The organism is Streptomyces corynorhini (assembly GCF_003346515.1).
Taxonomy (GTDB): domain Bacteria; phylum Actinomycetota; class Actinomycetes; order Streptomycetales; family Streptomycetaceae; genus Streptomyces; species Streptomyces corynorhini.
On sequence record NZ_QQNA01000082.1, the window covers coordinates 22,727 to 49,236 of the forward strand.

At 70.7% G+C, this 26,510-nt stretch carries 17 protein-coding genes and 1 pseudogene; 10 read left to right on the forward strand and 8 right to left on the reverse strand.

Translation table 11 applies throughout. The features are described from left to right. Positions 1–42 precede the first annotated feature (42 nt). Positions 43–1,263 (reverse strand): acetyl-CoA C-acetyltransferase, encoded by a 1,221-nt coding sequence (locus DVH02_RS12045; protein ID WP_114623781.1) that lies wholly within the window; start codon positions 1,261–1,263, stop codon positions 43–45. Positions 1,264–1,326: 63 nt separating this feature from the next. After that, complete coding sequence (locus tag DVH02_RS12050) at positions 1,327–2,388, reverse strand: SGNH/GDSL hydrolase family protein (RefSeq protein WP_114623782.1); 1,062 nt, start codon at positions 2,386–2,388, stop codon at positions 1,327–1,329. Between the two features lie 169 nt (positions 2,389–2,557). Here DVH02_RS12050 and DVH02_RS12055 point away from each other — a divergent pair, with 169 nt between their 5' ends. The 4 genes from DVH02_RS12055 (at position 2,558) to DVH02_RS12075 (ending at position 12,701) form a co-directional block, all read left to right on the forward strand. Next, positions 2,558–3,952: a cystathionine beta-synthase gene (locus DVH02_RS12055; protein ID WP_114623783.1), complete on the forward strand. Its 1,395-nt coding sequence runs from the start codon at positions 2,558–2,560 to the stop codon at positions 3,950–3,952. A gap of 739 nt (positions 3,953–4,691) precedes the next feature. Further along, entirely contained in the window at positions 4,692–5,909 is a 1,218-nt protein-coding gene (locus DVH02_RS12065) for an IS110 family RNA-guided transposase (RefSeq protein WP_114623784.1), read from the forward strand. Positions 5,910–6,232: 323 nt separating this feature from the next. Beyond that, positions 6,233–12,412, forward strand: a complete 6,180-nt coding sequence (locus DVH02_RS12070) for a DNRLRE domain-containing protein (RefSeq protein WP_233518176.1) — start codon at positions 6,233–6,235, stop codon at positions 12,410–12,412. Positions 12,413–12,494: 82 nt separating this feature from the next. Further along, positions 12,495–12,701 carry a hypothetical protein gene (locus DVH02_RS12075; RefSeq protein WP_147286046.1) on the forward strand — a complete coding sequence of 69 codons (207 nt, stop codon included), beginning with the start codon at positions 12,495–12,497 and terminating at the stop codon, positions 12,699–12,701. 146 nt (positions 12,702–12,847) lie between these two features. Here DVH02_RS12075 and DVH02_RS12080 read toward each other — a convergent pair whose 3' ends face one another. The 6 genes from DVH02_RS12080 to DVH02_RS12105 form a co-directional block, all read right to left on the reverse strand. Then, positions 12,848–14,020: an amidase domain-containing protein gene (locus tag DVH02_RS12080; RefSeq protein ID WP_114623786.1), complete on the reverse strand. Its 1,173-nt coding sequence runs from the start codon at positions 14,018–14,020 to the stop codon at positions 12,848–12,850. Positions 14,021–14,143: 123 nt separating this feature from the next. Continuing rightward, positions 14,144–15,433 (reverse strand): polysaccharide deacetylase family protein, encoded by a 1,290-nt coding sequence (locus DVH02_RS12085; RefSeq protein WP_114623787.1) that lies wholly within the window; start codon positions 15,431–15,433, stop codon positions 14,144–14,146. Positions 15,434–15,493: 60 nt separating this feature from the next. Then, positions 15,494–17,560, reverse strand: a complete 2,067-nt coding sequence (locus DVH02_RS12090; protein ID WP_114623795.1) for a transglycosylase domain-containing protein — start codon at positions 17,558–17,560, stop codon at positions 15,494–15,496. A 1,028-nt stretch (positions 17,561–18,588) separates the two neighbouring features. Then, positions 18,589–18,885: a hypothetical protein gene (locus DVH02_RS12095; RefSeq protein ID WP_158575869.1), complete on the reverse strand. Its 297-nt coding sequence runs from the start codon at positions 18,883–18,885 to the stop codon at positions 18,589–18,591. A 116-nt stretch (positions 18,886–19,001) separates the two neighbouring features. Further along, entirely contained in the window at positions 19,002–19,511 is a 510-nt protein-coding gene (locus DVH02_RS12100; protein WP_114623788.1) for a DUF1990 family protein, read from the reverse strand. A gap of 183 nt (positions 19,512–19,694) precedes the next feature. After that, positions 19,695–20,348, reverse strand: a complete 654-nt coding sequence (locus tag DVH02_RS12105; RefSeq protein WP_114623789.1) for a TetR/AcrR family transcriptional regulator — start codon at positions 20,346–20,348, stop codon at positions 19,695–19,697. Positions 20,349–20,529: 181 nt separating this feature from the next. On the opposite strand from DVH02_RS12105, the pseudogene DVH02_RS36040 reads away from it, so the two are divergent. The 6 genes and pseudogenes from DVH02_RS36040 to DVH02_RS35115 all read left to right on the forward strand — a co-directional run. Continuing rightward, positions 20,530–20,703, forward strand: a pseudogene (locus DVH02_RS36040) (alpha-amylase family glycosyl hydrolase); the annotation flags it as partial. 86 nt (positions 20,704–20,789) lie between these two features. Further along, positions 20,790–21,002, forward strand: a complete 213-nt coding sequence (locus DVH02_RS35550) for a hypothetical protein (protein ID WP_199566252.1) — start codon at positions 20,790–20,792, stop codon at positions 21,000–21,002. Positions 21,003–21,056: 54 nt separating this feature from the next. Further along, entirely contained in the window at positions 21,057–23,384 is a 2,328-nt protein-coding gene (locus tag DVH02_RS12115) for an MMPL family transporter (protein WP_114623796.1), read from the forward strand. Between the two features lie 214 nt (positions 23,385–23,598). After that, positions 23,599–23,931 carry an SCO4225 family membrane protein gene (locus DVH02_RS12120; protein ID WP_114623790.1) on the forward strand — a complete coding sequence of 111 codons (333 nt, stop codon included), beginning with the start codon at positions 23,599–23,601 and terminating at the stop codon, positions 23,929–23,931. A gap of 428 nt (positions 23,932–24,359) precedes the next feature. After that, entirely contained in the window at positions 24,360–25,199 is an 840-nt protein-coding gene (locus DVH02_RS12125; RefSeq protein ID WP_114623791.1) for an RNA polymerase sigma factor, read from the forward strand. After that, entirely contained in the window at positions 25,199–26,494 is a 1,296-nt protein-coding gene (locus tag DVH02_RS35115; RefSeq protein WP_158575870.1) for a hypothetical protein, read from the forward strand. The genes DVH02_RS12125 and DVH02_RS35115 overlap by 1 nt, the downstream gene beginning before the upstream one ends. Positions 26,495–26,510 lie beyond the last annotated feature (16 nt).

The window sequence follows — 26,510 nt, forward strand, 5'->3', positions numbered from 1 at the left end:
GCCGCCCTCGTGCCTCGGACAACCCCTACCCTCCGCTGCGGCTCAGCTCAGCCGCTCGATCACCATCGCCATTCCCTGGCCCCCGCCCACGCACATCGTCTCCAGGCCGAACTGCTTGTCGTGGAACTGGAGGCTGTTGATCAGCGTGCCGGTGATCCGCGCGCCGGTCATGCCGAAGGGATGGCCCACGGCGATCGCGCCGCCGTTGACGTTCAGCTTCTCCAGCGGGACGCCCAGGTCCCGGTAGGACGGGATGACCTGCGCGGCGAACGCCTCGTTGATCTCGACCAGGTCGATGTCGTCGATGGTCAGCCCGGCCCGGGAGAGCGCCTGGCGGGACGCCTCGACCGGCCCGTATCCCATGATCTCCGGCGAGAGGCCGGTCACCCCGGTGGAGACGATCCGGGCCAGCGGCGTGAGGCCCAGCTCGCGCGCCTTCGTGTCGGACATGATCACGAGCGCGGCGGCGCCGTCGTTGAGCGGACAGCAGTTGCCCGCCGTGACCAGACCGTCCGGGCGGAAGACGGGCTTGAGGCCCTCTGTGCCCTCCAGGGTGATCCCGGGACGCGGACCGTCGTCCGCGGCGACCACCGTGCCGTCCGGGGTCGTCACAGGCGTGATCTCGCGCTGCCAGAAGCCGTTCTTGATGGCCTCCTCGGCGAGGTTCTGCGACCGCACGCCGAACTCGTCCATCTCCCGGCGCGTCACGCCCTTGAGCCGGGCCAGGTTCTCCGCCGTCTGGCCCATCGCGATGTACGCGTCGGGGACGAGACCGTCCTCGCGCGGGTCATGCCACCGGGAGTCCTCGCTCTGCGCGACCTCGGCGGTCCTGGCCTCGGCGTCCGCGAAGAGCGGGTTGTGCGTGCCCGGCATGCCGTCGGAGCTGCCGTTGACCGAACGGGAGACCATCTCGACGCCCGCCGAGATGAAGACGTCGCCCTCGCCCGCCTTGATGGCGTGCAGCGCCATCCGGGAGGTCTGCAGCGAGGAGGAGCAGTAGCGGGTGATCGTGCAGCCGGGGAGGTGGTCCATCCCGAGCTGTACGGCGACGATCCGGCCCAGGTTGTGGCCCTGCTCGCCGCCGGGCAGGCCGCAGCCGAGCATCAGGTCGTCGATGTCGCGCGGGTCCAGCTCGGGGATCTTCGCGAGCGCGGCCTCGATGATCGTGGCGGTCAGGTCGTCGGGCCGCAGCTCCTTGAGCGAGCCCTTGAAGGCCCGGCCGATCGGTGAACGGGCGGCAGAGACGATCACGGCTTCAGGCATCACGGCTCCATGAGGGCGAGAAAGGCAGGACTGAGGGGAAGTTACCCGCACGTAGGCCGCGGGTCACCGGGGCGGACGTGTGATGCGGGACTCTTTTCCAAGCGCTTGCTCAGCGAGTGTCTCCGCTGCTCCCTCCGGCTCATCCGCCGCACCCGCCGCACCCGCCCGGGTGTCCGCGGTGGGCAGCAGATGGCGGCGCCTGCGGTGCTTGAGCAGCGCCCAGGGCGCACGGACGCCCGTGACCTCCGTACCCGCCTCGGCCGCCGCCGCCGAAGCGGCCTTCGCCACCGTGAGCATGTCCTCGTCCCGCGACGCGTCGAGGTGATCCGTCTCCGGCCACAGGCCCAGCACCGCGCAGAGCGTGGGCAGCACCGCCATCGCGGCCGTCGCGTACCCCTCGGCCGAGGGGTGGTAGTTGTCCGGGCCGAACAGCTCCCGGGGGTTGGCGGCGAACTCCGGGCCCAGCAGATCGCCCAGCGAGACCGTACGGCCGCCCTGCTCGACCGCCACGATCGTCTGCGCGGCGGCCAGCTGCCGGCTCACCCGGCGGGCCACCCAGCGCAGCGGCTGGTACACCGGCTCGATCGTGCCCAGATCCGGGCAGGTGCCGACGACGACCTCCGCGCCGGCCGTCCGCAGCCGCCGCACCGCCGCCGCCAGGCACCGCACCGACTCCGTCGCCGGCATCCGGTGCGTGACGTCGTTGGCGCCGATCATGATCACGCAGACGTCCGGCGGATGGGACGTCGCCGACAGCAGCTGGGTGACCTGGCGCTCCAGATCGTCCGACCTGGCGCCCGGCAGCGCCACGTTGCGCAGATCCACCGGGCGCTCCGCCACCGCCGCCAGCCCCGAGGCGAGCAGCGCCCCGGGCGTCTGCCCGGCCCTGCGCACGCCCTGCCCCGCCGCCGTGGAGTCGCCCAGCATGCCCATCCGCAGCGGTTCGGTGTGCCCGAAGGCCAGCCCGTACCAGCCGTCCCCGCGCGGCGGTACGGGGGCGACCCCGCCGCCCACCGACCGCTTCGCGAGCTGGACCTCGGCCAGCAGCACCCCGACTCCCGCCGCGCCCAGCAGCCCGATGCTGCCGCCGCCGTATGCCGCGCCCGCGGCGATCCGCCGCGCCACCCTCGCCCTCGACACCGTCCGCGTCACCTCCTCGTACGTACGAGCACGCGCCCCGGTCGTCCGGTCGAGGGGCACGTACACCAGCTAACTGCCCCGTAAGGACCGTCGCCCAATCTCACTCGCAGGCGCATACGCTGGCCGGACCATCACGGAGACCCCGGAGACAACGGTGCAATTCCACGACTCGATGATCAGTCTGGTTGGCAATACCCCGCTGCTGAAGCTGACCAGCGTGACCGAAGGCATTCAGGCGACAGTCCTGGCCAAGGTCGAATACTTCAATCCCGGCGGATCGGTCAAGGACCGGATCGCCCTGCGCATGATCGAGGCCGCGGAGGAGAGTGGAGAGCTGCTGCCCGGCGGCACGATCGTCGAGCCGACGAGCGGCAACACGGGCGTCGGCCTGGCCATCGTGGCCCAGCGGAAGGGCTACAAGTGCGTTTTCGTCTGCCCCGACAAGGTCTCCACGGACAAGATCAATGTGCTGCGCGCGTACGGTGCCGAGGTCGTCGTCTGCCCCACGGCGGTCGACCCCGAGCACCCCGACTCGTACTACAACGTCTCCGACCGGCTGGTGCGCGAGACGCCGGGCGCCTGGAAGCCGGACCAGTACAGCAACCCGAACAACCCCCGTTCGCACTACGAGACGACCGGACCCGAGCTGTGGAAGCAGACGGACGGAAGAATCACCCATTTCGTGGCGGGCGTCGGTACGGGCGGCACCATCTCCGGCACCGGCCGCTTCCTGAAGGAGGCCAGCGACGGCCGGGTGCGGATCGTGGGTGCCGACCCCGAGGGGTCGGTCTACTCGGGCGGCTCCGGGCGGCCGTATCTGGTCGAGGGCGTCGGTGAGGACTTCTGGCCGACCGCCTACGACCGTACGGTGACGGACGAGATCGTCGCCGTCTCCGACAAGGACTCCTTCCAGATGACCCGCCGCCTGGCCAAGGAGGAGGGGCTGCTCGTCGGCGGCTCCTGCGGCATGGCGGTCGTGGCCGCGCTGGAGGTGGCGCGCGGGCTTGGCCCCGACGACGTGGTGGTCGTCCTGCTGCCGGACAGCGGCCGCGGCTACCTCAGCAAGATCTTCAACGACGAGTGGATGAACGACTACGGCTTCCTCGACCACAGCGGGGACGCGCCGCGCGTCTCCGACGTGCTCCAGTACAAGGCGGGCCCCATCCCGACCCTCGTGCACATGCACCCCGAGGAGACCGTCGGCGAGGCCATCGAGGTCCTGCGCGAGTACGGCGTCTCGCAGATGCCGATCGTCAAGCCCGGCGCGGGCCACCCGGACGTGATGGCCGCCGAGGTCATCGGCTCCGTCGTCGAACGGGAGCTGCTCGACGCGCTGTTCACCCGGCGCGCCTCGCTCGCGGACCCGCTGGAGAAGCACATGTCGTCGCCGCTGCCGCAGGTCGGCTCGGGCGAGCCGGTGGCGGACCTGATGGCCGTACTGAGCGGCCCCGGCGCGTCCGACGCCGCGATCGTCCTGGTGGAGGGCAAGCCGACCGGCGTGGTGAGCAGGCAGGATCTGCTGGCGTTCCTCTCCCAGGACGCGAAGTAGCGCCAGGGCGTGTGGCGAAAGTAGCGCCGTCCGCCCGGAGGGCGGGGCCGGCGGCGTCTGGTGCGTGCGATGGCAAGGCGGAGGGTCGCCCTTGTACTGGATGTACTGGGGTGATCCCGACAACGCGGCGAGCGTGCGTGCCAGGCGTCGTGGGCCAGGCGGGACTTTCGCCACACGCCCTGGGGCCGCCGCTCGGGCCGGGCGCGGACCACCGAAGTCACGGGTTGGCGAAAGTGGTACGAGCGCGACACGTCCACGCAGCACCGCCTTAACACGCGTCCGGCACATTGGTTGTTGTCGGCGTCAAGGACTTCCGGAGCGGCTCCCGGACCTCCATGGACGCCCGGACACGTACACCGGCCCTGACCCGGAGCGTGTCCCTCGCGGGGACCGCCGTCGTCCCGCCCCCCGGAAACGGGGGTGCGGCGGTCCCCGCGACTATCTTTTCCGCTGTCGCTCCGTCGCCTCTCGGCGCTCCCCGTTATGTTTTTCGCGGTCCTGCAAGAGGGCCGCTGGCCTCCGGGCCCGGCATGACTGTGTCCCCCTGTCGAACGGATGACCTGGGGGGTGGTGTCACCGGGCCCGGGAGGTGCCGTCGGAGACGCTGATCAGAGGTCCGGCCACCGCCCGGTCCGGCGCAATGCCGGACAGCTCGCGGGCGGCAGGTCTGCATAACGTGGATGCGCGAGCACGACACCCGAGCCGGGGCCGGCACCGTCAACACCCTTGAGAGGGCGCGATGTTCGAGATCGAAGACGTGGGCGTGTTCCTGGGCCTGGACGTCGGCAAGACCGCGCACCACGGCCACGGGCTCACCCCGGCCGGGAAGAAGGTCTTCGACAAGCCGCTGCCCAACAGCGAACCGAAGCTGCGGGCCGTCTTCGACAAGCTGACCGCGAAGTTCGGCACCGTCCTGGTGATCGTGGACCAGCCCGCCTCCATCGGCGCCCTGCCGCTGACCGTCGCCCGCGACGCAGGCTGCCGCGTCGCCTACCTGCCCGGCCTGGCCATGCGCCGGATCGCCGACCTCTACCCCGGCGAGGCCAAGACCGACGCCAAGGACGCGGCCGTCATCGCCGACGCCGCACGGACGATGCCGCACACCCTGCGCTCCCTGGAACTGACCGACGAGATCACCGCCGAGCTGACCGTGCTGACCGGCTTCGACCAGGACCTCGCCGCCGAGGCAACCCGCACCAGCAACCGGATACGCGGCCTGCTCACCCAGTTCCACCCCTCCCTGGAACGCGTCCTGGGCCCCCGCCTCGACCACCAGGCCGTCACCTGGCTCCTGGAGCGCCACGGCTCCCCGGCCGCCCTGCGCAAGGCCGGCCGCCGCAGACTCGTGGAGCTGATCCGCCCCAAGGCCCCGCGCATGGCCGTCCGGCTGATCGACGAGGTCTTCGACGCGCTCGACGAACAGACCGTTGTCGTCCCGGGCACCGGCACCCTGGACATCGTGATCCCCTCCCTGGCCGCTTCCCTGACCGCCGTGCACACCCAGCGCAGGGCGATGGAAGCCCAGATCAACGCCCTGCTGGAGGCCCACCCTCTTTCCCCGGTCCTGACCTCGATGCCCGGCGTCGGCGTCAGGACCGCCGCCGTCCTGCTGACCACCGTCGGCGACGGCACCGGCTTCCCCACCGCCGCCCACCTCGCCTCCTACGCCGGCCTCGCCCCCACCACAAAGTCGTCGGGCACCTCGATCCACGGCGAACACGCGCCCAGAGGCGGCAACCGGCAGCTCAAACGGGCCATGTTCCTCTCCGCCTTCGCCTGCATGAACGCCGACACCGCCTCCCGCGCCTACTACGACAAACAACGAGCCCGCGGCAAGACCCACACCCAGGCCCTCCTCCGCCTCGCCCGCCAGCGCATCAGTGTCCTGTTCGCCATGCTCCGCGACGGCACCTTCTACGAACCCCGGACGCCCAGGGATGTCGAACTCGCCGCATAACCCAGCAACCCTGAACCACCCCAAACCCGACAGGGGCGCCTTGACGAAGGACATAGAGGCACCCCCCGGGCGCAGTGCCGACCCTCCCCGCGAAGTGACGTCCCTCCCCGTCCACTTGATCGATTCCACGGCGAGATACGTGCTTGAAGTGCGGGCAGTGTGGGGATAGTGACGAACTGTAAGGCTCAGGTGAAGGCAATTCGTCACGCAGCGCACTGCTGCGCCAAGGGGGAGTTCTCGTGTTCCAGTTCCTGCGCAGACCCACGCGGCACCGGGCCGCAGACAATCAAAGACCCACGCGGGGTGCGCTTTCCACGCGCCGCATGCGCCCGATCGCCCTCGCCCTCACGCTGGCGATGGCCGTCGAGAGCGCGATGCTCATCGAGGCATCCGGCCAGGCGGTCGCGTTGTCGCGGGAAGGGGCCAAGAGCGCTCAACCGTCCACCAGGTCCGAGGACCTGGGCCCCGCCATCGCGGCCAATATCGCCGCCGCCCGGCTGAAGGCCAAGATCCAGAAGCGGCGGATCGAGGCCACGGGCGCCCGCACGGAGACCTCGACGACCTACGTCAACCCCGACGGCACGGTCACGGAGCAGACGTACACCGGGCCGATCCGCTTCAAGGACGGACACGGCGCGTGGCAGGACGTCGACGTCTCGCTGACGCGCGCCGACGACGGATCGATCCGGGCCAAGGCGCACCCGCACGGCCTCACCCTCGCCGGCCGGCACGCGGCGCCGAAGGGGCTGAAGGCCACCGGTGTGCAGAGCGCCGCGGCGCCCGTGCCGCTCGTGACGGTGGAGGACCGCGCGGGCCGGGAGATGCGGCTCGGCTGGTACGGCGCGCTGCCGGCCCCCACGATCGAGGGCGCGGACGACACGGTCGCCCGCTACAAGGACGCCCTGCCCGCGACGGATCTGCTGATCGAGTCCACCCGGACCGGTTACGAGCAGTTCCTGGAGCTGAAGGACCGCTCCGCCGTCGACGCCAACGGCCAGGTCACCTACCGCCTCGCCGCCAAGGGGCTGACGGCGAAGGCGCACGAGGACGGGTCGATCACCTTCACCGACGCCAAGGGCAGGGCCGCGGGGGTCCTGCCGTCCCCGGTGATGTGGGACGCCCGCCTCGACAAGAACTCCGGCGAGCACACGCACACCGCGAAGGTCGGGGTGAAGCTCGCGCAGGAGGACGACGCGATCGCGATCACACTGACCCCGGACGCCGCGTTCCTCGCCGACCCCGAGACCCGGTTCCCCGTGGTCGTCGACCCGACCGTCAACGTCGGCGCCGGCTTCGACACCTTCGTCCAAGAGGGCTACACCACCGACCAGTCGACCTCCACCGAGCTGAAGATCGGCAACAACGGCTCCGGCCAGCGCGCCCGTTCCTTCCTCGCCTTCCCGATGAAGAACATCACCGGGAAGCAGATCAAGGCGGCCAAGCTCAACCTGTTCGAGTTCCACTCCTGGTCCTGCACGGCCCGAGGCTGGGACCTGTACGCCACGGGCGCCGCCTCGACGAGCACCCGCTGGACGAACCAGCCCGCGCTGGGCGCCAAGTACGCCACCAGCACCCAGACCAAGGGCTACTCCAGCGCCTGCAACGACGGCTGGGTCAACATCGACGCCGCCTCGCTGGTCCAGGCGTGGGCCAACAACGGCAACGCCACGAACCATCTGACCCTGCGCGCCTCGGACGAGTCCGACCCGTACGGATGGAAGCGGTTCAACTCGGCGAACGCGGCCACCAATACGCCGTATCTGTCGGTGACGTACAACTCGATCCCCAACGTCCCGACCCTCATATCCCCGGCCGACAAGGCCGCGACCAACGTCACCACGCCGACCCTCGCGGCGAAGGCGCTGGACGGGGACGGCTCCCAGGTCAGGCTCGACTTCGAGGTCTGGGCCGCCACCGGCACCGCCGCGCTGCGCTCCGGCTCCAGCGCCTACGTGGCCTCCGGCGCGCAGGCGACCTGGAAGCCCACGGCGCTGCCGCAAGGCGCCTACAAGTGGCGCGCCCGCGCCGGGGACGGCAGCGCGAACAGCGCCTGGTCGGGCTTCCGGGCCCTCACCGTCGACACCACGGCGCCCGCGACGACGAAGGTGTCCTCCACCGACTTCCCGGCCGGCCAGTGGTCCGGATCACCGGACGACAACGGGGACTTCACCGGATCGTTCACCTTCACCCCGCCGACCAGTGACGTGAAGGAAGTCCAGTGGAACCTGGACGGCGCGGCCTGGCAGTCGGCGGCCACCACGGGCGCGGCCGTCTCCCGCAAGCCCGTCTTCCGCGCCGGAAAGCACGTACTGACCGCGCGCACCAAGGACGCGGCGGGCAACGTCTCGGCCGCCACCACCCACACCTTCTACGCCGGTTCCGGCGCGGCCCTGCTCACCCCGGGCAGCGGTGACCGCCCCGCCCGGCGGGCCGAGCTGACCGGCCAGGGCAAGACGGCCGACACGGGGGTGCGCTACCAGTACCGGCGCGGCGAGACGGACACCTGGAAGGACGTTCCGGCCCAGGACGTGCGCCGCAAGGCCGACGGCTCGACCCCGTCCGCCTGGCCGGCGAAGGTCACGGGCGGCGACGCCGAGGCGCTGGTCTGGAACATCACCGACACCTTGAGCGAGGACGGGTCTGTCGACGTCCGCGCTCTGTTCACCGACGGCACCACCAGCGACGGTTCCCCGGCCGCCACGATCACGGTGGACCGCAACGCGGGCGAGGCGCCCAGCTCGGACGTCGGTCCCGGCAGTGTGAACATGCTCACCGGTGACTTCGGCCTGTCGGCCACGGACACCTCGGGCTTCGACCTGACCGCCACCCGTTCCTTCTCCTCGCGCCGCCCGTCCAACGGGTCCCAGCAGGAGGGGCAGCCGGCCATCTTCGGCCCGCAGTGGACCGCGGGCACCACGGCGGAACTCTCCGAGAGCGACTGGGCCTCCGTGCGCAGGACCTCGGCCACCTCGGTGGCGGCGGTCGACGTGGACGGCGAGGAGACCGGCTTCACCGCGACGAAGGACGGCGGCTGGAAGCCCGAGACCGGCGCGGAGGACCTGACCCTCACCGGCTCGCTGACGACTTCCTTCACCCTGAAGGACACGGAGGGCACCACCTCGGTGTTCACCAAGGTCGACACGGCCGCCACCGCCTGGCAGCTGTCGCAGACCTTCCTGCCCACGGAGAACTCGACCACGAGCGTGATCTCCGAGAAGGTCACCGTGGACGGCAAGACCCTGGGCCGCCCCAAGTACGTGATCGCACCGACCTCCGCCGCCTCGGCCGCCACCTGCACGGCCACGCCGTCGACCAGGGGCTGCCGGATCCTGGAGTACCAGTACGCGACCGCGACCACCGCGAGCGGCACCACACTCGGCGACGTGGCCGGACAGGTCACGCGGATCCGGCTGTGGACCACCGCCCCCGGTGCGACCAGCTCCACGGCCACGATCGTCTCCCAGTACGCCTACGACAGCCAGGGCCGTCTGCGCGAGCAGTGGGACCCGCGGGTCTCCCCGGCGCTGAAGACCGCCTACACCTATGACAGCGCCGGCCGCGTGGTCACCCAGACCTCGCCGGGCGAGCTGCCGTGGACGTTCGCGTACGGCAAGGCGGGCACCAGCGCCGCCGCCGGAGACGGCATGCTCCTCGCGGCCTCCCGGCCGACCCTGAAGGCCGGTACCAAGGACGAGCAGGACGGCGGCAGGTCGACCACCTCGGTCGTCTACGACGTGCCGCTGTCGGGCGCCAAGGCCCCCCATCAGGTTCCGCTCGCCGAGACCGCCACCTGGGGCCAGACGGACGCGCCCACGGACGCCACGGCGGTCTTCCCCGCCGACCTGGTGCCGTCCTCCCACCTCGGAGGCGACCTGGCCCCGGCCGACTACGAGAAGGCCACCCTCACCTACACCGACGCCTCAGGCCGCGAGGTCAACAGCGGACTGCCCGGCCACCACCTGACGACCAAGCAGTACGACCGCTTCGGCAACGTCGTCTTCGAGCTGAACGCCACCAACCGCGAACTCGCCCTGGGCAGCGCGGACTACCAGGTCAACACCCAGAGCGAACTGGGCATCCTCTCCGCGTCCCCGGCCGAACGCGCCGGTCTGCTCGGCACCGTCTCGGTGTACTCGGCCGACGGCAAGCGCAAGCTGGAGGAGTCGGGGCCGCTGCATCTGGTCACCCTCACGCAGCCGCTCAAGGGCGAGGGCGACAGCCCCGACCTGCCGGCCGACAGCCTGGCCGCCGCGCGCGCCCACACCGTCAACCGCTACGACGAGGGCCGCCCCGCCAACGACACCGCCGCGGTGAGCGACCAGATCACCACCAGCCTGGTGGGCGCCGCCGTCGACGGATACCCGGCCGACGGCGACGTACGCACCACCACGACCACCTACGACTGGGCCAAGGGCCTGCCCACCAGCGTGATCACCGACCCGGGCGGGCTGAAACTGACCAAGACCACCGGCTACGACACCCAGGGCCGCGTCACCAGGACCACCCTGCCCAAGTCCAACGGCGCCGACGCCGGGGCCACGGTGACCCGCTACTGGACCGCCACCGGCACCGGAACCTGCGAGGGACGGCCGGAATGGGCCGACCTGGTGTGCTCCACGGGACCGGGAGGAAAGATCACCGGCGGTGGCTCCCACCCCGATGAACTGCCCCTCAAAACCACCGAGTACGACCGCTGGGGCAACCCGGCCAAGGTCACCGAGACCGCCAACGGCACCACGCGGACCACGGAGAACACCTACGACGCCGCGGGCCGGCAGACCCAGGTCAAGGTGACGGGCGGCGTCGGCACCGCCGTACCGGCCCGGAACACCACCTATGACGCGGACAGCGGAGCCGTGGCGACCGTCTCCGACGGTACGGCCACCATCCGCCGCACCAACGACGTCCTCGGCCGTGAGATCGCCTATGACGACGGCGCGGGCAATGTCACCCGCACCCAGTACGACCACCGCGACCGCCGGATCCGGGTGAGCGACTCGGCCCCCTCCACGGTCACCTACGACTACGACAACCCGGCGGGGCTGCCCTCCAGGATCCACGACTCGGTCATGGGCGACATCGGCGACGTGACCGGCTGGTACGACTCCGACGGCCGCCTGTACAAGCAGAAGCTGCCGTGGGACATGGACGTCGAGCTGAACCTCGACCCCACCGGCACGGAGACCTCCCGCTACTGGCACTGGGAGTCCGGCTGGACCGTCCAGGGCGAGTCCGCCACCGAGTCCGTCCACGGCCAGGTCGTCAGCCGCACCACCTACACCGGCGGCGGCGCCTACCAGGAGTACACCTACGACGCGGCGGGCCGCCTCACCAAGGCGGACGACGGCCGAGAGGGCGTCACCACCCACCGCGCCTACGCCTTCGACAACAACACCAACCGCACCGCCGTGACCACCACGGTCGACGACGTCGACGACGGCGCTCCCACCACCGAAACGGCCAACTCCACCTACGACAGCGCCGACCGGCTGATCGCCCCCGGCACGGTCTACGACGCCTTCGGCCGCACCACCGCACAGGCCGGCGGCGCCCAGAACGCCTACTACGCCAACGACCTCGCCCGCCAGATCACCGCCAACTCCCGGCGGACGACCTGGAACCTGGACGCGGCGGCGCGGCTGGCCTCCTGGACCACGGAGGAGCAGGCGGAGGACGACACCTGGAGCACCTCCGTCACCAGGACCAACCACTACGGGGCCGAGGGCGACAGCCCGGACTGGACCGCGGCGGCCGACGGCACCCTCAGCCGCAGCGTCGAAGACCTCGCGGGCAACCTGATCGCCACCACCGGCAAGACCGGCGACGTCGTCCTTCAACTGGCCAACCTGCACGGCGACATCGCCACGCAGCTGCCCCTCACCGACGACGCCACCCCGGTGGTCAACGCCTACGACGAGTACGGCACTCTGCTGCCCGGCACCGACGCCACCCGCTACGGCTGGCTCGGCGGCAAGCAGCGCTCCACGGAGACCCCCAGCGGCGTCACGCTGATGGGAGTCCGCCTCTACGACGCGGCCACCGGACGCTTCCTGTCCGTGGACCCGATCGCGGGTGGCAACGCCAACGCCTACGAGTACTGCAACGCGGATCCCGTCAACTGCTACGACCTCGACGGCAAATGGAGCTGGCGGAAGTCCTGGCGCAAGACCAAGAGTTTCGTCAAGCGGCACCGGGTGGGACTTGCGGCCGGTGCGGCCGGAGTGGCCTGCGGCGTCTTCTCCTTCGGAACCGCGGCGGCGGTGTGCGCCGTGGTCGCGGGAGGAATAGCCGGAGGCGCGGCCAAGAAGTGGGGCAACCGCAAGGCGTCCTGGGGCAGTGTGGGCCGGGCCACGATCTACGGAGCGGGGGTCGGCGGCGCGGGCGGCGCGATCGGTTCGGGCGCGCGGGCCGGCTTCGTCAGATATGCCGCCAAGCGGTGGCCCGGCAGCGGTACACGTCGCTATGTGCGCAATTCCCATCGTAAGAGCTGGTGGCGCAGGTAGCGTGTAGAGGCCGACCGGTTCGAGGGGGGCCGACCTTCGTCGGTCCCCCTCGTCAGAGAGAAAGCTGATGATGAGGGACCAAGTGGAGAAGAACTCTCGCGCGTTCTTCGGTGCCGGGCTCGTCGTGCTGATCCTGGGCGTCGTGGCAGGTTTCCTATGGGGCGCCTTCGACGCCGCACGCCTTTTCTTCTGCTCCTCGGTGATCCTGGCCGCGTCCTGGGTGCTCGGCTTCATGAGCCACCGGAAACAGACGTCAGGGGCGGGCGAGGTCACGGAATCCGCCGAGTAGCGCCGGAGCCGCACCCCTGCCGCCGCCGACCGACGGCCCGCGGACGCGGACGTGCCTACCTGCTCGCATGTCAGGTAGGCACGTCGTCGTCAGGAGCTGCTGTTATCGGGAGCTGTGCGGACCCGGAAGATCACGCCCGTCACCGGTCAGGTGCGGTAGGCGTAGTACGCCGCGTTCGGGTACGACGCGATGAGGCTGGCCACCGACCTGTTGTAGGTGTTGGTGGAGTGGTACGTGAGGTACGGCACGCCCTGCTGGGTGCGGTTCGTGACGATCATGGAGTGGTCCTTGGACCCGTCCTTGTCGAAGTCCAGCTGGAGCACGTCGCCGACGTCCATCTGGTAGACGTTGGCGAGACTGGTGGCCCGCTGGGAGGACAGGGCGAACCAGGAGAACTCGTTGACGCCGATGAAGGAGTACGACTGGATCTCGGAGTTGCCGAACCACTTCTGGTAATCGTTCGTGTACCCGGGGACGTGCTTCCAGCCGCCCGCCTTCAGCGCCTGGCTGACGAAGTTGGTGCAGTCGCCACCGGCACCGGCGCCGTCGAAGCTCGGGTACTCCGGGTTGTACTTGCTCCAGTACTTCGTGGCGTAGGCCGCCATCGCCTGGTAGTCGTACCCGGAGGCGGTGAAGTTCTTCGGTTTGGCCGGCGCGGGCGTCGTGATGGCCGAACGGGTCGCCGAGGGCAGGTCGGCGGCGGCGGCCGTGGCCTGGGCGGGCACGGACGGCTCGGCGACCTGGTTGACCGCGAGGTAGCCGTCGTCGGTGTCCTGGACACCGGTGAGCTGCCAGTCGCCCTTGCGGTCGGCCGTGAAGGTCAGTTCGTGGTGCGCCTGGAACCCGGTGGTCCTGGGCTCGGCGCGCTTCGCCTTCGCGTAGGACAGCGTCGTGGTCTCCGTGACGGCGACCGTGGCGTGCCGGCCCTTCACCCGCGTGGCGTCCAGCGTGACCTTGGTGGTGGCTCCGCTGTACTTCTCGCCGAGCTTGGCCAGCCGGGACTTGCGGGTGGTCAGTTCGTCGAGGGTCGAACTCTCCTCGCGCGACTGTGTCCCGGACAGCCTCACCTTGCCGGTGAAGCCGGACGTACGCTGCTCGGCCCGCTTCTTGTGCCCGTCGCGGGCACCGCTCACCAGGGCCTGGGTACGGTCGGCGAAGACCGCGTCGGCCAGCTGCTGGAACGTCGCCCTGGTCGCCGTATCCACCGTCGGGTCGTCGACCACGGCCGCTCCGGCGCTCCAGCTGGGCAGCGCGAGACCGGCGACGACCGAGGCCGCCGCGACCGCGACTATGCCGGCACGGTTCCGCTTACGGCTCATTCTTCTCGATTTCAATGATGTCCCCTTCTACGCCGGTACACAGACCGGGCGTTCGCATCTTCGCATGAGATGCCCGGAAGTTGTGAAGGGATGCACACAACTGGAACCGGTCGGTTTCCGGGCTCACTTGACCACCGTGGACCAGTCGGGCGACTGCGCCGGATCCAGGCCGCGCATACGCTGCAGGGTCTCGGGCTTCTGCACGTCGAGCCAGTCGGCCAGCTCCTTGAAGGACACGCACTTGACGCCCTTCTTGCCGCAGATGTTCTCGATCACCTGGTCGACGGCCTTCATATAGATGCCGCCGTTCCAGTCCTCGAAGTGGTTGCCGATGAACAGGGGTGCCCGGCTGCCGTAGTAGACGCGGTTGAAGCCCGACATGTAAGAGGCGACGGTCTCCTGCTCCCAGTCCGCGTACTTGGCCGGATCGCCCTCGACCTCGCCTTCGGACTGGTTGTAGAGGAAGTTGAAGTCCATCGACAGGCTCTGGTACTTGCCGCCGGGGTAGGGGAGCATCTGCAGCGGAAAGTCCCAGATGCCGTCCTTCTTGGACGGCCATATCTGGAAGTCGCCGGGCGAACTCGCGTCGTAGCGCCAGCCGTAGCTCTTCATGGCCTTCAGCAGATTCGGCTGGCCCTCCAGGCAGGGGGCGCGGCCACCGGCGATCTCCTTGCGGATGTCGAAGGGCAGGGCCGGGAGGTCCTGGTAGCCGGTGTTGGTCTTCCACTTCTCCACGAAGTCGTAGAACTGATCGATCTCGCTCTTCCACTCCGGCACACTCCAGTCGCCGCCGCCCTTGGCTCCGCAGAAGTGGCCGTTGAAGTGGGTGCCGATCTCGTTGCCGTCCTGGTGGGCCGCGGCGAGCTGGGTGAGGGTCGTGCGGATGTGCTCGTCCGTGGGGTAGCTGATCGCGGCCGAGCCCGGCGGATGCTGAGGAGGCAGATAGAGGTCCTTCTTGGCCTTGGGCAGCAGGTAGATGCCCGTGAGGAAGAAGGTCATGTGGGCGTCGTACTCCTTGGCCAGCTCCCGGTAGTGGGAGAAGAGCCGGTCGTCGCCCTCCAGCGCTCCGTCCCAGGAGAAGACGACGAACTGCGGTGGTTTCTCGCCCGGTTTGAGCGGTACCGCACGCAACTGGTCCTTCTGCGGGCCGGTGTAGGAGGTCGACCCGTCCCCGAGCACCTTGACCGTGCCGTCCCAGGCGGGTTCCTTCCTGGACTTCGTCGAACTCCGCTCGACCGATCTGTCCTGGCTGCCGGAGGCGGCGGAGGCGTCATCGCCGTTCTGGCCCAGCACCAGGTAGCCCGCCACGACCGAGCAGACGACGAGGAGCGACGCCGCGAGGATCAGGTAACGGGGACGGACGACGCGGCGGGGTGCGCGCGCCTTGCGGCGGCGACCGGGAGTCGGCTTCATGCGGGCTCAAATCTGCGAGGAAGGTTCCAGTCCGGGGGGTGGCGGGCGGTGTCCCGTCGGTCAGCCCAGTGGGCTCATGGCGCCCGCCCAGATGTCGTACGGAACGCTGTCGGTGCCCGATCCCGCGAGCCCCTTCAGCGGTAGTGGTTCGAGGCTCTTGGCCAGATCCATCCGGTAGACGACGACGGCCGTCGACACGTCGCGGGCGGTGCCGACGTACCAGGCCGCGGTGGAGTCGGCGGTGCTGCCGGCCTTGCCGGACACCGCGGCCCCGGCGGGAGCGGCGTCCGGGTGGGCCGACCGGAAGGAGTCGGTGAGCGCCTGGGTCACCTCCTCGGCGACCTTGGCGTCGACGGCGCGGCGCTTGTCCGGGACGGTCAGCCGCGCGGCCGAGCCGTTCCGGGTGACGCGGCTCACGGAGTACGGCTCGGTGTGCTGCCCGGCGGCGGCGAACGTGGCGTAGCCACTGGCCATGCGGATCGCGCTCGGCGTGGAACTGCCCAGGGACAGGGCGGGTATCTGCGGTCCCATGCTGGAGGGCAGCAGCCCGGCGGCCTGGGCCGTCTGCTTCACCTTGTCCAGGCCCGTGTCCATGCCCAGCTGCATGAACGGTGTGTTCACCGACTCGGCGAGCGCCTCGCGCAGTGTCAGCCGGCCCCACGACTTCCGGTCGTCGTTGTGGGCGACGACCTTCTTGCCGCCGCGATCCCAGTAGGGGCCCTCCGGCGTACTGACGGGCACACCGTCGTCGCCGTCGTACACGGACTGCGGGGTGACCTGTTCGCGGGGCGCGTCGCGCTGCTTGACGACGCCGTGCTCCAGACCGGCCGCGTACACGAACGGCAGGAAGGCCGAACCGGCCGGTACCGTCGTGGCGTTGGACTCGTTGTAGCCCTGCTTGCGGTGGTCCGGTCCGCCGTAGACGGCGAGGATCCGGCCGTCGGTGGCCACCGACGCGGCGCCGTAGTGGGCGGTGGACGCCGCCTTCGGGTCGCTCCGCCGGGCCTTCTCGCGTTCCTTGGCGACCACCTTGTCGAGCGCCGCTTCCCGTCCGTGGTCGAAGGTCGTGTAGATCTGATAGCCGCCCAGGTCGAAGTCCCTGGCCGAGATGTGTCCGGCCTTCTTGGCGTACTGGGAGGCGAGTTCCACCAGGTAGTCGCTCTGCTGACCGGTGTCGTAGAGGGGGTTCTGCTTGAGCGGCTCGGGGAAGGTCCGGTACGTGGCCCGCTCGGACGCCGACAGCTTGCCGAACTTGACCATCCGGTCGAGGATCCAGGTCCAGCGTTCCTCGGCACGCTGGTGGTTGGCGGCGCTCAGCGTGGGGTCGTAGAGGCCGGCGCCCTTGAGCAGCGAGGCGAGGACGGCGGCCTGGCTCGCGTCGAGTTCGCTGACGTCCTTGCCGTAATAGGCCTGCGCGGCCCGCTGGATCCCGTACGTTCCGCGCCCGAACCAGCTGGTGTTGAGGTATCCCTCCAGGATCGTGTCCTTGCTCATCCGGTTGTCGAGCTTGAGGGCGATCATCGCCTCGTCGAACTTGCGGCCGACGGTCCGGCTCTGGTTGAGATAGACGTTCTTCACGTACTGCTGGGTGATGGTCGAGCCACCCTGGGTGTCGCCCTTGCCGACCGTCCGCCACAGGGCGCGGGTCAGACCCTTGAGGGAGACGCCGGGGTCGCTGTAGAAGCTCTCGTTCTCGGCTGCCAGGACGGCCCAGCGGACGTCCTCGGGTATGTCCTTCAGGGGCATCGCCTGCCGCTGCACCCAGCCGGTGCGCGCCATGGGTGTGCCGTCGGACCAGAAGTACACGTTGTCCTGCTGGGTGGCGTACGTGTTCAGGTCATGAGGTATGTCCGTGGTGGCGTAGGCGACGGTCAGGAACGTGCCGCTCAGGGTGACGGCGACCGCCGCGCCGCCCAGCCACTGCCTGCCGGACGGTATCCAGCGGCGCCAACCGGTGTGGCCCGGCCGCGGATAGCGGGGCCTGAGCCGGCGGGCGTACGGCGCCGCTCGGGCCGCGAGGGAGGTCCGCAGCGCCCCGGCGCGCGTGAGGGGGGACGGCGGCCGCGCGGCCTTGCGCCGGTCGGCCCGCCCGCTGGACCGGATCGGTCTCAGGATGCGCAGCGCCATGGTCTGGTCGACGGGCGCGGGTTGGTCGTCGGGCGCGGGCGGCTCTACGGACGCGGTCTGCGCGGCGGAAGCGCTCTGCGTGGCGGAAGTGGGCGGCTCGCCGGAAGCGGGCGGCTCTACGGCCCTGGACCGGCCGACGGGCGGGGGCTGTTCGGCGGGCGGGAGCTGGCCGACCTTGAGCCGCATCGTGCGTTCCGGGTCCATGGACGCGGTCGGCCGGTCGGCGTCCGTCCCGGTCACGGGGGGTTTCCGGGAGGTGATCCGTCGGCTGTCCGGTGGTCCGTGGTCTTCTTCCGGACTGTCCGGTCCCCGCCCTGGCTCTGTCACTCCGTCTCCCCTTCGCACGACGTGTGGCTCAGACGGGTTGACACAGGTGCCGTAGTCACGACCGCCGCCCCCTATCCCCCAGCCGCCCCCGCGGGCCTCGCAAATATACAAAACTATCAGCGATCTTTTCGAAATCTCCGCATGAAGGAAGGACGAAAAGAGCAAATCCGGTCACAATTGCTCGCCGTCGCTTCCGGTGACGTGTGACCGGGTGGCTCGGTCGCCCCCTGTGGGGAGGCGCCCACCTGTGGTCTACTCCAGCGTCGCGAGTCCGTCGGGCGACCGGATGTGCGCGGGGGCGGCGCCCTCTGTGCCGGGGCGGCTCCCCTGGCCGGGGCCTGGCGGGCCGAATGCCGAATTCGTCCCTCGCGACGCGCGATCACCGAGGGGAAATGATGTGAAGAGCGCCGAATTCTCCGTTGGCGAGAGAGTCGGTCATCGTTCGGAGGTGGGGAACGTGGGCGAGGTGGTGGCGGTCCGGGTGTCCCGATGGCCCTTCAGATACTGGATATATGACGTCCAGTGGCGCCGCGGTGTGCTCCCGGTCCCGATGCGTGAAGGACTGTGGCGCGTTCGAGGAGGCAGGGGGAGCCGGACGGGCGAGGCGGATTCCTGAGCGGGTCACCGCGTGAAGAGGTCGCGGCACAGGGCCGCTTCGGGGCGACCCGAAACGGCCCTGCGGTCACGCTCGACGCCGCTCGTCAGGCGGCAGGCACGTTGGGCACGCAGAAGAGGCCGGACAGGTAGCGGAACTCCAGGTGGTAGCCGTCCTGACACCATGCCTGCAGCGGATCGGGGCTGAGGACCGCCCCGTCCTGGGCGCCGCCCACACAGTGCCGGACGCCGGTGGCGTCGTAGCCGGACATCGAGCCGCCGCCCTCGTAGCACACCTGGTAGGTAACCGACGCCTGCGCCGCGGTCGCGGCACTCGCGGGGGAAGCCAGGGTGGCGAGCAGCCCGGCGCCGATGGCCAGGCCCATAGCGATCTTCTTTCGCACGAACGGGTCCTCTCTCGATTTCTACGGGGGACGCCCTGACACTCTGACGCCGACGCGCATGGGGAAACTCCTACACCCGTCTCCCGCGTATCCCGGGCGCACGGCCCCGGGGTGCGCTATGGGCGGGCCGGCCTTCGCAGCACTCGGCCGCAGCGGCGGGCGTAGAGCTTCTGGAAGACCGGGACCAAGGGGCCGGCCGCGCGGGTGTACCGGAGTGCGGGGCGGCTGAAAGCGGTGACGGTGAAGAAGACCTGGCCGTCCGGGGCCAGTTCCACGAGGAACGCCTCCTCGCCACGCTCCGGATGGCCCGGCAGGGTGCCGTACGCGAAGCCGAGGCGGGTGGGTTCCTCCACCGCCCACACCACCTCACAGGGGGCGACCAGTCCCCACCTGCCCCTGCCGAGCAGCAGCCGCACGCGCACTCCGGGCTCGGCCCGGTCCCGGGTCGCCACCACACCGACCCCGACCGCGCGATGCATGCGCCAGGTCAGAACGCTCTCTCCCGCCGCCGTGAACACGTCCCGGCCGAAACCGAGGCGGATGCGGTGCTCCAGGTGGCGATAGCCGGCGGGCAGGGGGACGTCACCGGAGGTCGCGCCGACCTCCGGGTAGCTGAATCCGGTCACAGCGACTCCACCTCCGACCCCTCGGGTCTCACTGCCGGACATGCCTACAAGACCGGCCCCGACTTCACGAGCCGGGGCCAGAACCCGAGATGTTGAGCAGCCTTCTCGGCCCTGTCTTCAGAGCAGCGCCGTCCGCCCAGAGGGCGGGCGCCGCGGAGCGGGCGGGACTTCGGACTTACTCGTCTAGGCATCGGCGTCTCGCGCGGGTCGGTCCGGCGGCTCAAGCAGGCGTTCCAGCAGCAGCAGGCCGCTCCGGAGGTCGGCGCCCTTGTCGAGCAGCCACTGGGTGCTGAGGCCGTCGGCCGCCGCGAGGACAAGGGAGGCCGCCTCGTTCAGGGGGATGTCCGACCGGACGCTCCCCGCCGCTCGGCCTTCTTCGAGCAGAGCCACGATGTCTCTCCGCAGGTCGGCGTACCGCTCAGAGAAGTGCGCCCGTGAGCGGTCGTTGCCCGCCTCCAGCGCGTGAGCCACCATGCTGTTCAGCAGGGCCATGAGCCCCGGCACCCGCATGCTGTGCTCGGCCGATCGCTGGATCAGGTCGACGAACGTCCCCTCGCCCTCGGACGCGGCATCGATGAAGCGGCGGTCGTACTCCCGCAGCACTTCGAGGAAGAGCTGCTCGCGGGTGCCGAAATGGTGCTTGAGCACCGGATGCGTCACGCCGATCGCTTCCCCGACGGCGCGCAGCGAGGTGCCCTCGAACCCCAGCCTGTCGTAGACCGACAGCACTTCGTCGATGATCTGCTGTCGTCGCGCGAGGCCCTTCGCGTACGGCCCCCGCTTCGCAGGCACCTTCTGGCCGGGCGGCCGGACATCTCGGGAGTCCTGGTGGGTCATGGCATGCCTCCAGAGCGGTCGCCGGGCCGGTGGTGCGCGGCCTGCTCGATCCTATGGCCGCGATTGAAAATATCCACGCAGATATTTTCAGGGTACGGTCTGCTCAGCGATGGACCACATCGCCACCCCGACGTGCAAGGGAAGTGAGCGGATGGCTGCCACCGAAGGCCCGACCGCCGATGTCGTCGTCGACCTGGTGCCCAACCACAGCTCCGACCGGCACGAGTGGTTCCGCGCCGCACTCGCCTCGACACCCGGATCACGCGAGCGCGACCGGTACCTGTTCCGCGACCGAGCCGGTGAGAACGGCGAACTGCCGCCCAACGACGGGCAGGCCATGTTCGGCGGCCCCGCCAGAAGCAGCAGGGCGACCCCTCATCGACGCTCTCCCTCTACCGCGAGGCGCTCGGCCTCTACCGCGAGGCGCTCGGCCTCAGGCGGGTGCTCCAGAGCGAGGAGCTACTGCGACGGCTCGAACTCGGGCCCGGCATCGGCGCCTTCCGCCGCCCCAACGGCTGGATCCCGGTGACCGACTTCGGCACGGTGCCGGTCGCGCTTCCGCCCGGACGTGCCGTCCTCCGCTCCGATCGCCGCGCCGCGAACGAGCCGCTCGCCGCCGAGGCGACCGCATGGGTACCGCACCCGCCCGAGTGAGCCCAGTGAGCACGCACACCGAGAACCGGTCACAGACACGCAGGAGGAATGGACATGGCATGGCGGTTGTTCCAGCTCGGACGCTGGTCGTTCCGACGCCGACGGACCGTTGCGGGAATCTGGTTCCTGCTGCTCCTCATGGTCGCCGTCGGAGCGGCGACCCTCTCGGGCAAGACGAATGACGACTTCGAGTTGTCCGGCATCGAATCCACACGGGCGTTCTACCTGATCAAGGAGCGTGACCCCGGAGCCGCTCCCGAAGGCGCGACCGCGAGGGTGGTGTTTCAGGCACCGGTCGGCGAGTCACTGGCAGACCCGGTTCATCGGCAGACCGTGACCGACGCGCTCGCGGAGCTGAGGACGAAGGACGTCGTGTCGATCCTCGACCCGTTCACCGGGGAGACGATCTCCGAGGACGGGCGTACCGGCTACGCCTCGGTCGGCTACGCCCGAAGCGCCGTCGATCTGTCCCAGGGGGACCGGGATGCCCTCGAAGCCGCCCGTGACCTCGCCGCGGAAGCGGGGCTGACGGCCACCATCGGCGGGGACGTGCTCGGCGTGGAGATGGACGCCGCCCTCGCCGAACTGATCGGCGTCGCCATCGCGTTCGTGGTGCTGGCCCTCACCTTCGGGTCGCTCGTCGCGGCCGGGATGCCCCTGCTGACCGCGCTGGTCGGCGTCGGCATCGGTATGGGCGCCATCGCCATCCTGACCGGGTTCGTCGATCTCAGCACCACGACCCCCGCGCTCGGCACGATGCTCGGGCTGGCGGTCGGCATCGACTACGCACTGTTCATCCTGTCCCGCTACCAGGCCGAGGTACGCCAAGGCCGCCCGCTGGAGGAGGCGGCGGCCCGCGCCGTGGGCACGGCGGGCTCGGCCGTGGTCTTCGCCGGCCTCACGGTCGTCATCGCCCTCGTCGGCCTCGCCGTGTGCGGCATCGGATTCCTCACCGAGATGGGCCTGGGCGGAGCGTTCACCGTCGCCGTCTCCGTGCTCATCGCGCTCACCCTGCTGCCCGCGATGCTCGGTTTCGTCGGCGCGCGCATCACGAAGCGCCCTCCTCACTCCCCGAAGAAGCACACCGCGACCGGCGCCACCGCGACCGGCGCCACCGCGACCGGCGCCTCCGGCAACCCCGGGGAGCCGCGCACCCTCGGGCGCCGCTGGGTCGAGGGCGTCGACCGGTTCCGCTGGCCCGCGCTCCTGGCGGGGATCGCGGCCGCCATCGTGGCCGCCGTCCCCGTAGCCTCCCTGCAGCTCTCACTGCCCGGCGACAACGCCAAGCCCGCGGGCAGCGACGTACGCGTCGCCTATGACCTCATCGCCGAGAACTTCGGCGCCGGAGCCAACGGGCCGCTGCTCGTCGTCATCGACACGAAGGAGGCCCCCGCCCCGGCCGCCGCGGTCGCCACCGCCACCGCGAGCCTGCGCGAACTGGCCGCCCGGGACGGCTCCCACATCGCCGGCGTCATCCCGGCCGTCACCAGCGACAGCCCGCAGGCGCGGCGTGCCTTCGCGCGGCAACTCGACACCGCGCAGTTCGCGACACTCACGGTGATACCCCGCTCCGGGCCGTCTCACGAGTCCACCAAGGCCGTCGTCGCGGACATCCGGGAGACGCTGTCGGACCTGCCCGACCACAGCGGAGCACGCGCACTGGTCACCGGCCTCACCGCGGTCGACGTCGACATCTCCAACAAGCTGACCGAGGTGTTCCCGCTCTACCTCGCAGTCGTGGTGGGACTGGCTGTCATCCTGCTCATCGCGGTGTTCCGCTCCATCTGGGTTCCGATCAAGGCCGCACTCGGCTTCTTGTTCTCCGTCGGCGTCTCCCTCGGTGCGACCGTCGCGGTCTTCCAATGGGGCTGGCTCAACGAGTTCGTCGGGCTGGACACCACCAGCCCGGTGCTGTTCCTGCTGCCGATCCTGCTCACCGGCATCCTCTTCGGCCTGGCCATGGACTACGAGGTCTTCCTCGTCACCCGGATGCGAGAGGCTTACATCCTCGGCACACCAGCGCGTCAGGCGGTCATCGAGGGGTTCACCCACAGCGCCCGTGTGGTGGCCGCCGCCGCCCTCATCATGGTCGGCGTATTCGCGGGCTTCACCCTCACCGACGACATCATCCTCAAAACCGTCGGGTTCGCCCTCGCCGTCGGCGTCCTCGTCGACGCCTTCCTGGTGCGCATGCTCCTCGTTCCCGCCGCCATGCTCATCATCGGCCGGCGCATCTGGTGGATGCCCCGCGGGATGAACGGGCTCGTGCCCACCCTGGACATCGAGGGCGAGGCCCTCGCCACACGCCTCGCCTCACGCGCACCGGCCGACCAGGGCTTCGGTGACCGCCGGACCGACGAACGAGGGCACCGTGCTTCATAAGGCCACGTAAGGCGTCCGGCCTGCTGGCCGCGTGGCCAACTGCCGTACGGCTCTCGCGGGTTGTCCTGCTGACGGCGCGGGCCGCAGAGTCGGTTCACGGATACGAACGTGAGTATGGATACTCATGTGACGGATGCCAGGTGACGGCATTGTTCAGGTCGTCAGCCAGACAATCACCGCACCGGGCATACCGGCAATTTCCAGGAGACCCAACATGGCCAAGACCTCGCGTTCGCTGCCGCAGACCCTCCGCCACTACCTGGTGAACCCGCTGGCTCTGGGCTACCTGGGCGTCGTACTCGCGGTGTGCCTGTGGGTCGCTGTGGATGCCTTCCACGCCTCCTCCTCCGGAGACGCCAGCTTCGCCGGAGTGTGGGCCGTCCTGGTGACCGCCCCCACCTCGCTGCTGGTCCCCTTCACCGGCCCCGTGGGCCTGATGGCGATCCCTTTCGGTGCCGTCGTTCAGGCTTTCGCGCTCGGTGCCCTGTACCGCTACGTCACCGAGCGGCGCGTCCACGGCACCGAGAACGGCGTCAGCGGCGCCTGAACCCCCGTACCTTCCCCCAGCGCCGCCCGGCGACTTCGTGGAGGCGGTCGGCGGGCCGGGCCGCCCCCGCCGGGAGTGCCGCTGACGTCGGCCGAGCGCTCGATCCCCGCCAGGGCCCAGGCCGCGCGTTTCCCCAGCTCGGAAGCTCGGAGCGTGGAAATGGGAGCGGCGGCCGGGGTCGCCACCCCCCACAGGAGAGACCCCGGTCGCCGTCCGCCGGAGCCGCAGCACGGCCCCGTACTCAAGACAGCGCCTCCGGCGCGTTTTCTGTCACACCCCGTGTGACGGATGAGGCCACGGAGGATGTTGCAGAGTGCACAAGACATGGACGCGGGCCCGGGAAGGCCGTAGCGTTCGCAGGGCGCGGGGGGCGCGCGGCGGTGACCGGCCGCGATTTTCAGGACAGCTTGGCGGGACAGGTTGTGGGAGTGCTGGGGGACGACGCGGAGCTGACCGCGGCGGTGCTCGCGGCACAGGACGGGGACGAGAACGCGTTCCGGACTGTGTACCGCGCGGTGCACCCGCGGCTGTTGGGGTATCTGCGGACACTCGTGGGTGAGCCGGACGCCGAGGACGTGGCGTCCGAGGCGTGGCTCCAGATCGCCCGCGACCTCGACCGCTTCACCGGCGACGCCGACCGCTTCCGGGGCTGGACCGCGCGGATAGCCCGTAACCGAGCCCTCGACCACATCCGTATGCGCGGCAGACGCCCGGCCGTCGGCGCGGACGAGACGGAACTCGCGGGGAAGCCCGCCGAGTCCGACACGGCCGACGAGGCCATGGAGGCCCTGGACACCGGCCGGACGATGGCGCTCATCGCCCGGCTGCCGCAGGACCAGGCCGAGGCGGTGGTGCTGCGGGTCGTGGTCGGACTCGACGCGAAGAGCGCGGCCCAGACGCTGGGCAAGCGGCCGGGCGCGGTACGGACCGCCGCGCACCGGGGCCTCAAGCGGCTGGCGGAGATGCTCGCCGCCGGCGACGAGGACCCCGACGGGGCGGGCGACGGGACGCGTGACGGGGCGCGTGACGGAACGGACGGCGGGGGGAACGAGAGTGGTACGGGCGGCGGCAGGGGCGGTGCCACCGGCGATCCGGCGCGTCCCACCGGCGATCCGGCGCACGCCACCGGCGATGCGGCGCGTCCCACGGGCCCCGGCCACGCGGGCCCGGGGCTCGGTGCCGTACCTCCGCAGCGCACCGCCCGGTCCGCCTCCACGACACGGGCGGGTGTGACGCATTCGCGGCTGCGGACGCAGAGGGACATGTGATGGCGGACGAGCGTGACGCGTGGCTCGACAAACACGCGGCGGAAAGACTGCTGCGCGGGGAGCCCGCGGCGGTCGCTGACGACGATGTCATGGCCCGTTCCGAGCTGCTGGGCAGAGCCCTGCGTGACATCACCCCCGTTACGTACGCAAACAGCACAGAACTCCCGGGCGAGGAAGCCGCCCTGGCCGCTTTCCGGCAGGCGCGTACGGCGACCGGCGGCCCGGTGCGCCCGACCGCCGCTGAACTGCCCGGCACGGTACGGATCACCCGCGCGCCCCGCGCCGCCCGCCCCGGGCGTGACGGCCGCCCCGCCCGGCCCGTACGCGGGCGGCTGGCGGCGGCGGTGGCCGGATGCGCGCTCGGCGGGATGGCCGTGGCGGCGGCGGCCGGGGTGATGCCCGCGCTGTTCGACGGCGGGACCCTGCGGCCGCCCGCGAACTCCGTCTCGGCGGGGACCTCGTCGGGCCCCGCCCCGGCCGCGGAGTCCGGCGGCGCGGCGGCGGTCGCGCCCTCCGGCGTCCCGCGCGGCAGCGGTACGGGAGAGCCCTCGGCGTCGGTGTCGTCGGCCGCGGGCGTCACCGGCGACGGTGACCGTACGGGCCGGAGCGGCGCGGCTCCCGGCGCCACGGGCGACAGCGGGGCGGCAGGCGGCGGGGCGGCAGGCGGCGGAGCCGGGAAGGCCGCCGAAGTGGGCCCCGACCTGGCGATCGGACCGGACGGCAAGCACTGGGGCCGACCGGGTCCCGGCGCGGACGCCGAGACGGCGAGCTGGTACGCCAGGACGGCCGAGGCATGCCGCGACTACGCGAGCGGCGCCATCGACACGGAGCGCAGAAGGGCGCTGGAGTCGGCGACCAAGGGCTCGGACGGAGCCGAGCGGTACTGCGCCGATCTGCTCAAGGACAGCGTGCTCGGCACCTACCGGGGCGGCGGGGACCGGAACGGCCCGCGCGACGGGGACCACGGCGGCGGGAGCGGCCATGGGGGCGGCAACGGTGACGGGGACCACGGCTGGGACGGCGACGGCGACGGAGACGGAGACGGAGACAGCGACGACGGTGGCGGCGGTGGAGACGGGGACGGCGGTGGTGGCGACGGTGGAGACGGAGCGCCCGGCGTGCACCTCTCCCCGCTGCCGAACCCGTCCAGCTCCACGCAGCCCGAACCGAAGCCGAAGCCGAAGCCGGTACGGAAGCCCGCACCGACACCCACGCCGACACCCACGCCCACACCCGTGGCCCCGCAGGCTCCCTCGGCGCCCGTGAGCGGCCCGCCGTCCCAGGACACGGCCTAGGCGACCCGGGCCCCGC

Bases quoted from the DNA above. Each gene is read 5' to 3' on its own strand.
- DVH02_RS12045 (WP_114623781.1), bottom strand. From the start codon at position 1,263: ATGCCTGAAGCCGTGATCGTCTCTGCCGCCCGTTCACCGATCGGCCGG.
- DVH02_RS12065 (WP_114623784.1), top strand. From the start codon at position 4,692: ATGTTCGAGATCGAAGACGTGGGCGTGTTCCTGGGCCTGGACGTCGGC.
- DVH02_RS12070 (WP_233518176.1), top strand. From the start codon at position 6,233: ATGCGCCCGATCGCCCTCGCCCTCACGCTGGCGATGGCCGTCGAGAGC.
- DVH02_RS12080 (WP_114623786.1), bottom strand. From the start codon at position 14,020: ATGAGCCGTAAGCGGAACCGTGCCGGCATAGTCGCGGTCGCGGCGGCC.
- DVH02_RS12085 (WP_114623787.1), bottom strand. From the start codon at position 15,433: ATGAAGCCGACTCCCGGTCGCCGCCGCAAGGCGCGCGCACCCCGCCGC.
- DVH02_RS12090 (WP_114623795.1), bottom strand. From the start codon at position 17,560: ATGGCGCTGCGCATCCTGAGACCGATCCGGTCCAGCGGGCGGGCCGAC.
- DVH02_RS12105 (WP_114623789.1), bottom strand. From the start codon at position 20,348: ATGACCCACCAGGACTCCCGAGATGTCCGGCCGCCCGGCCAGAAGGTG.
- DVH02_RS12115 (WP_114623796.1), top strand. From the start codon at position 21,057: ATGGCATGGCGGTTGTTCCAGCTCGGACGCTGGTCGTTCCGACGCCGA.
- DVH02_RS12120 (WP_114623790.1), top strand. From the start codon at position 23,599: ATGGCCAAGACCTCGCGTTCGCTGCCGCAGACCCTCCGCCACTACCTG.
- DVH02_RS35115 (WP_158575870.1), top strand. From the start codon at position 25,199: ATGGCGGACGAGCGTGACGCGTGGCTCGACAAACACGCGGCGGAAAGA.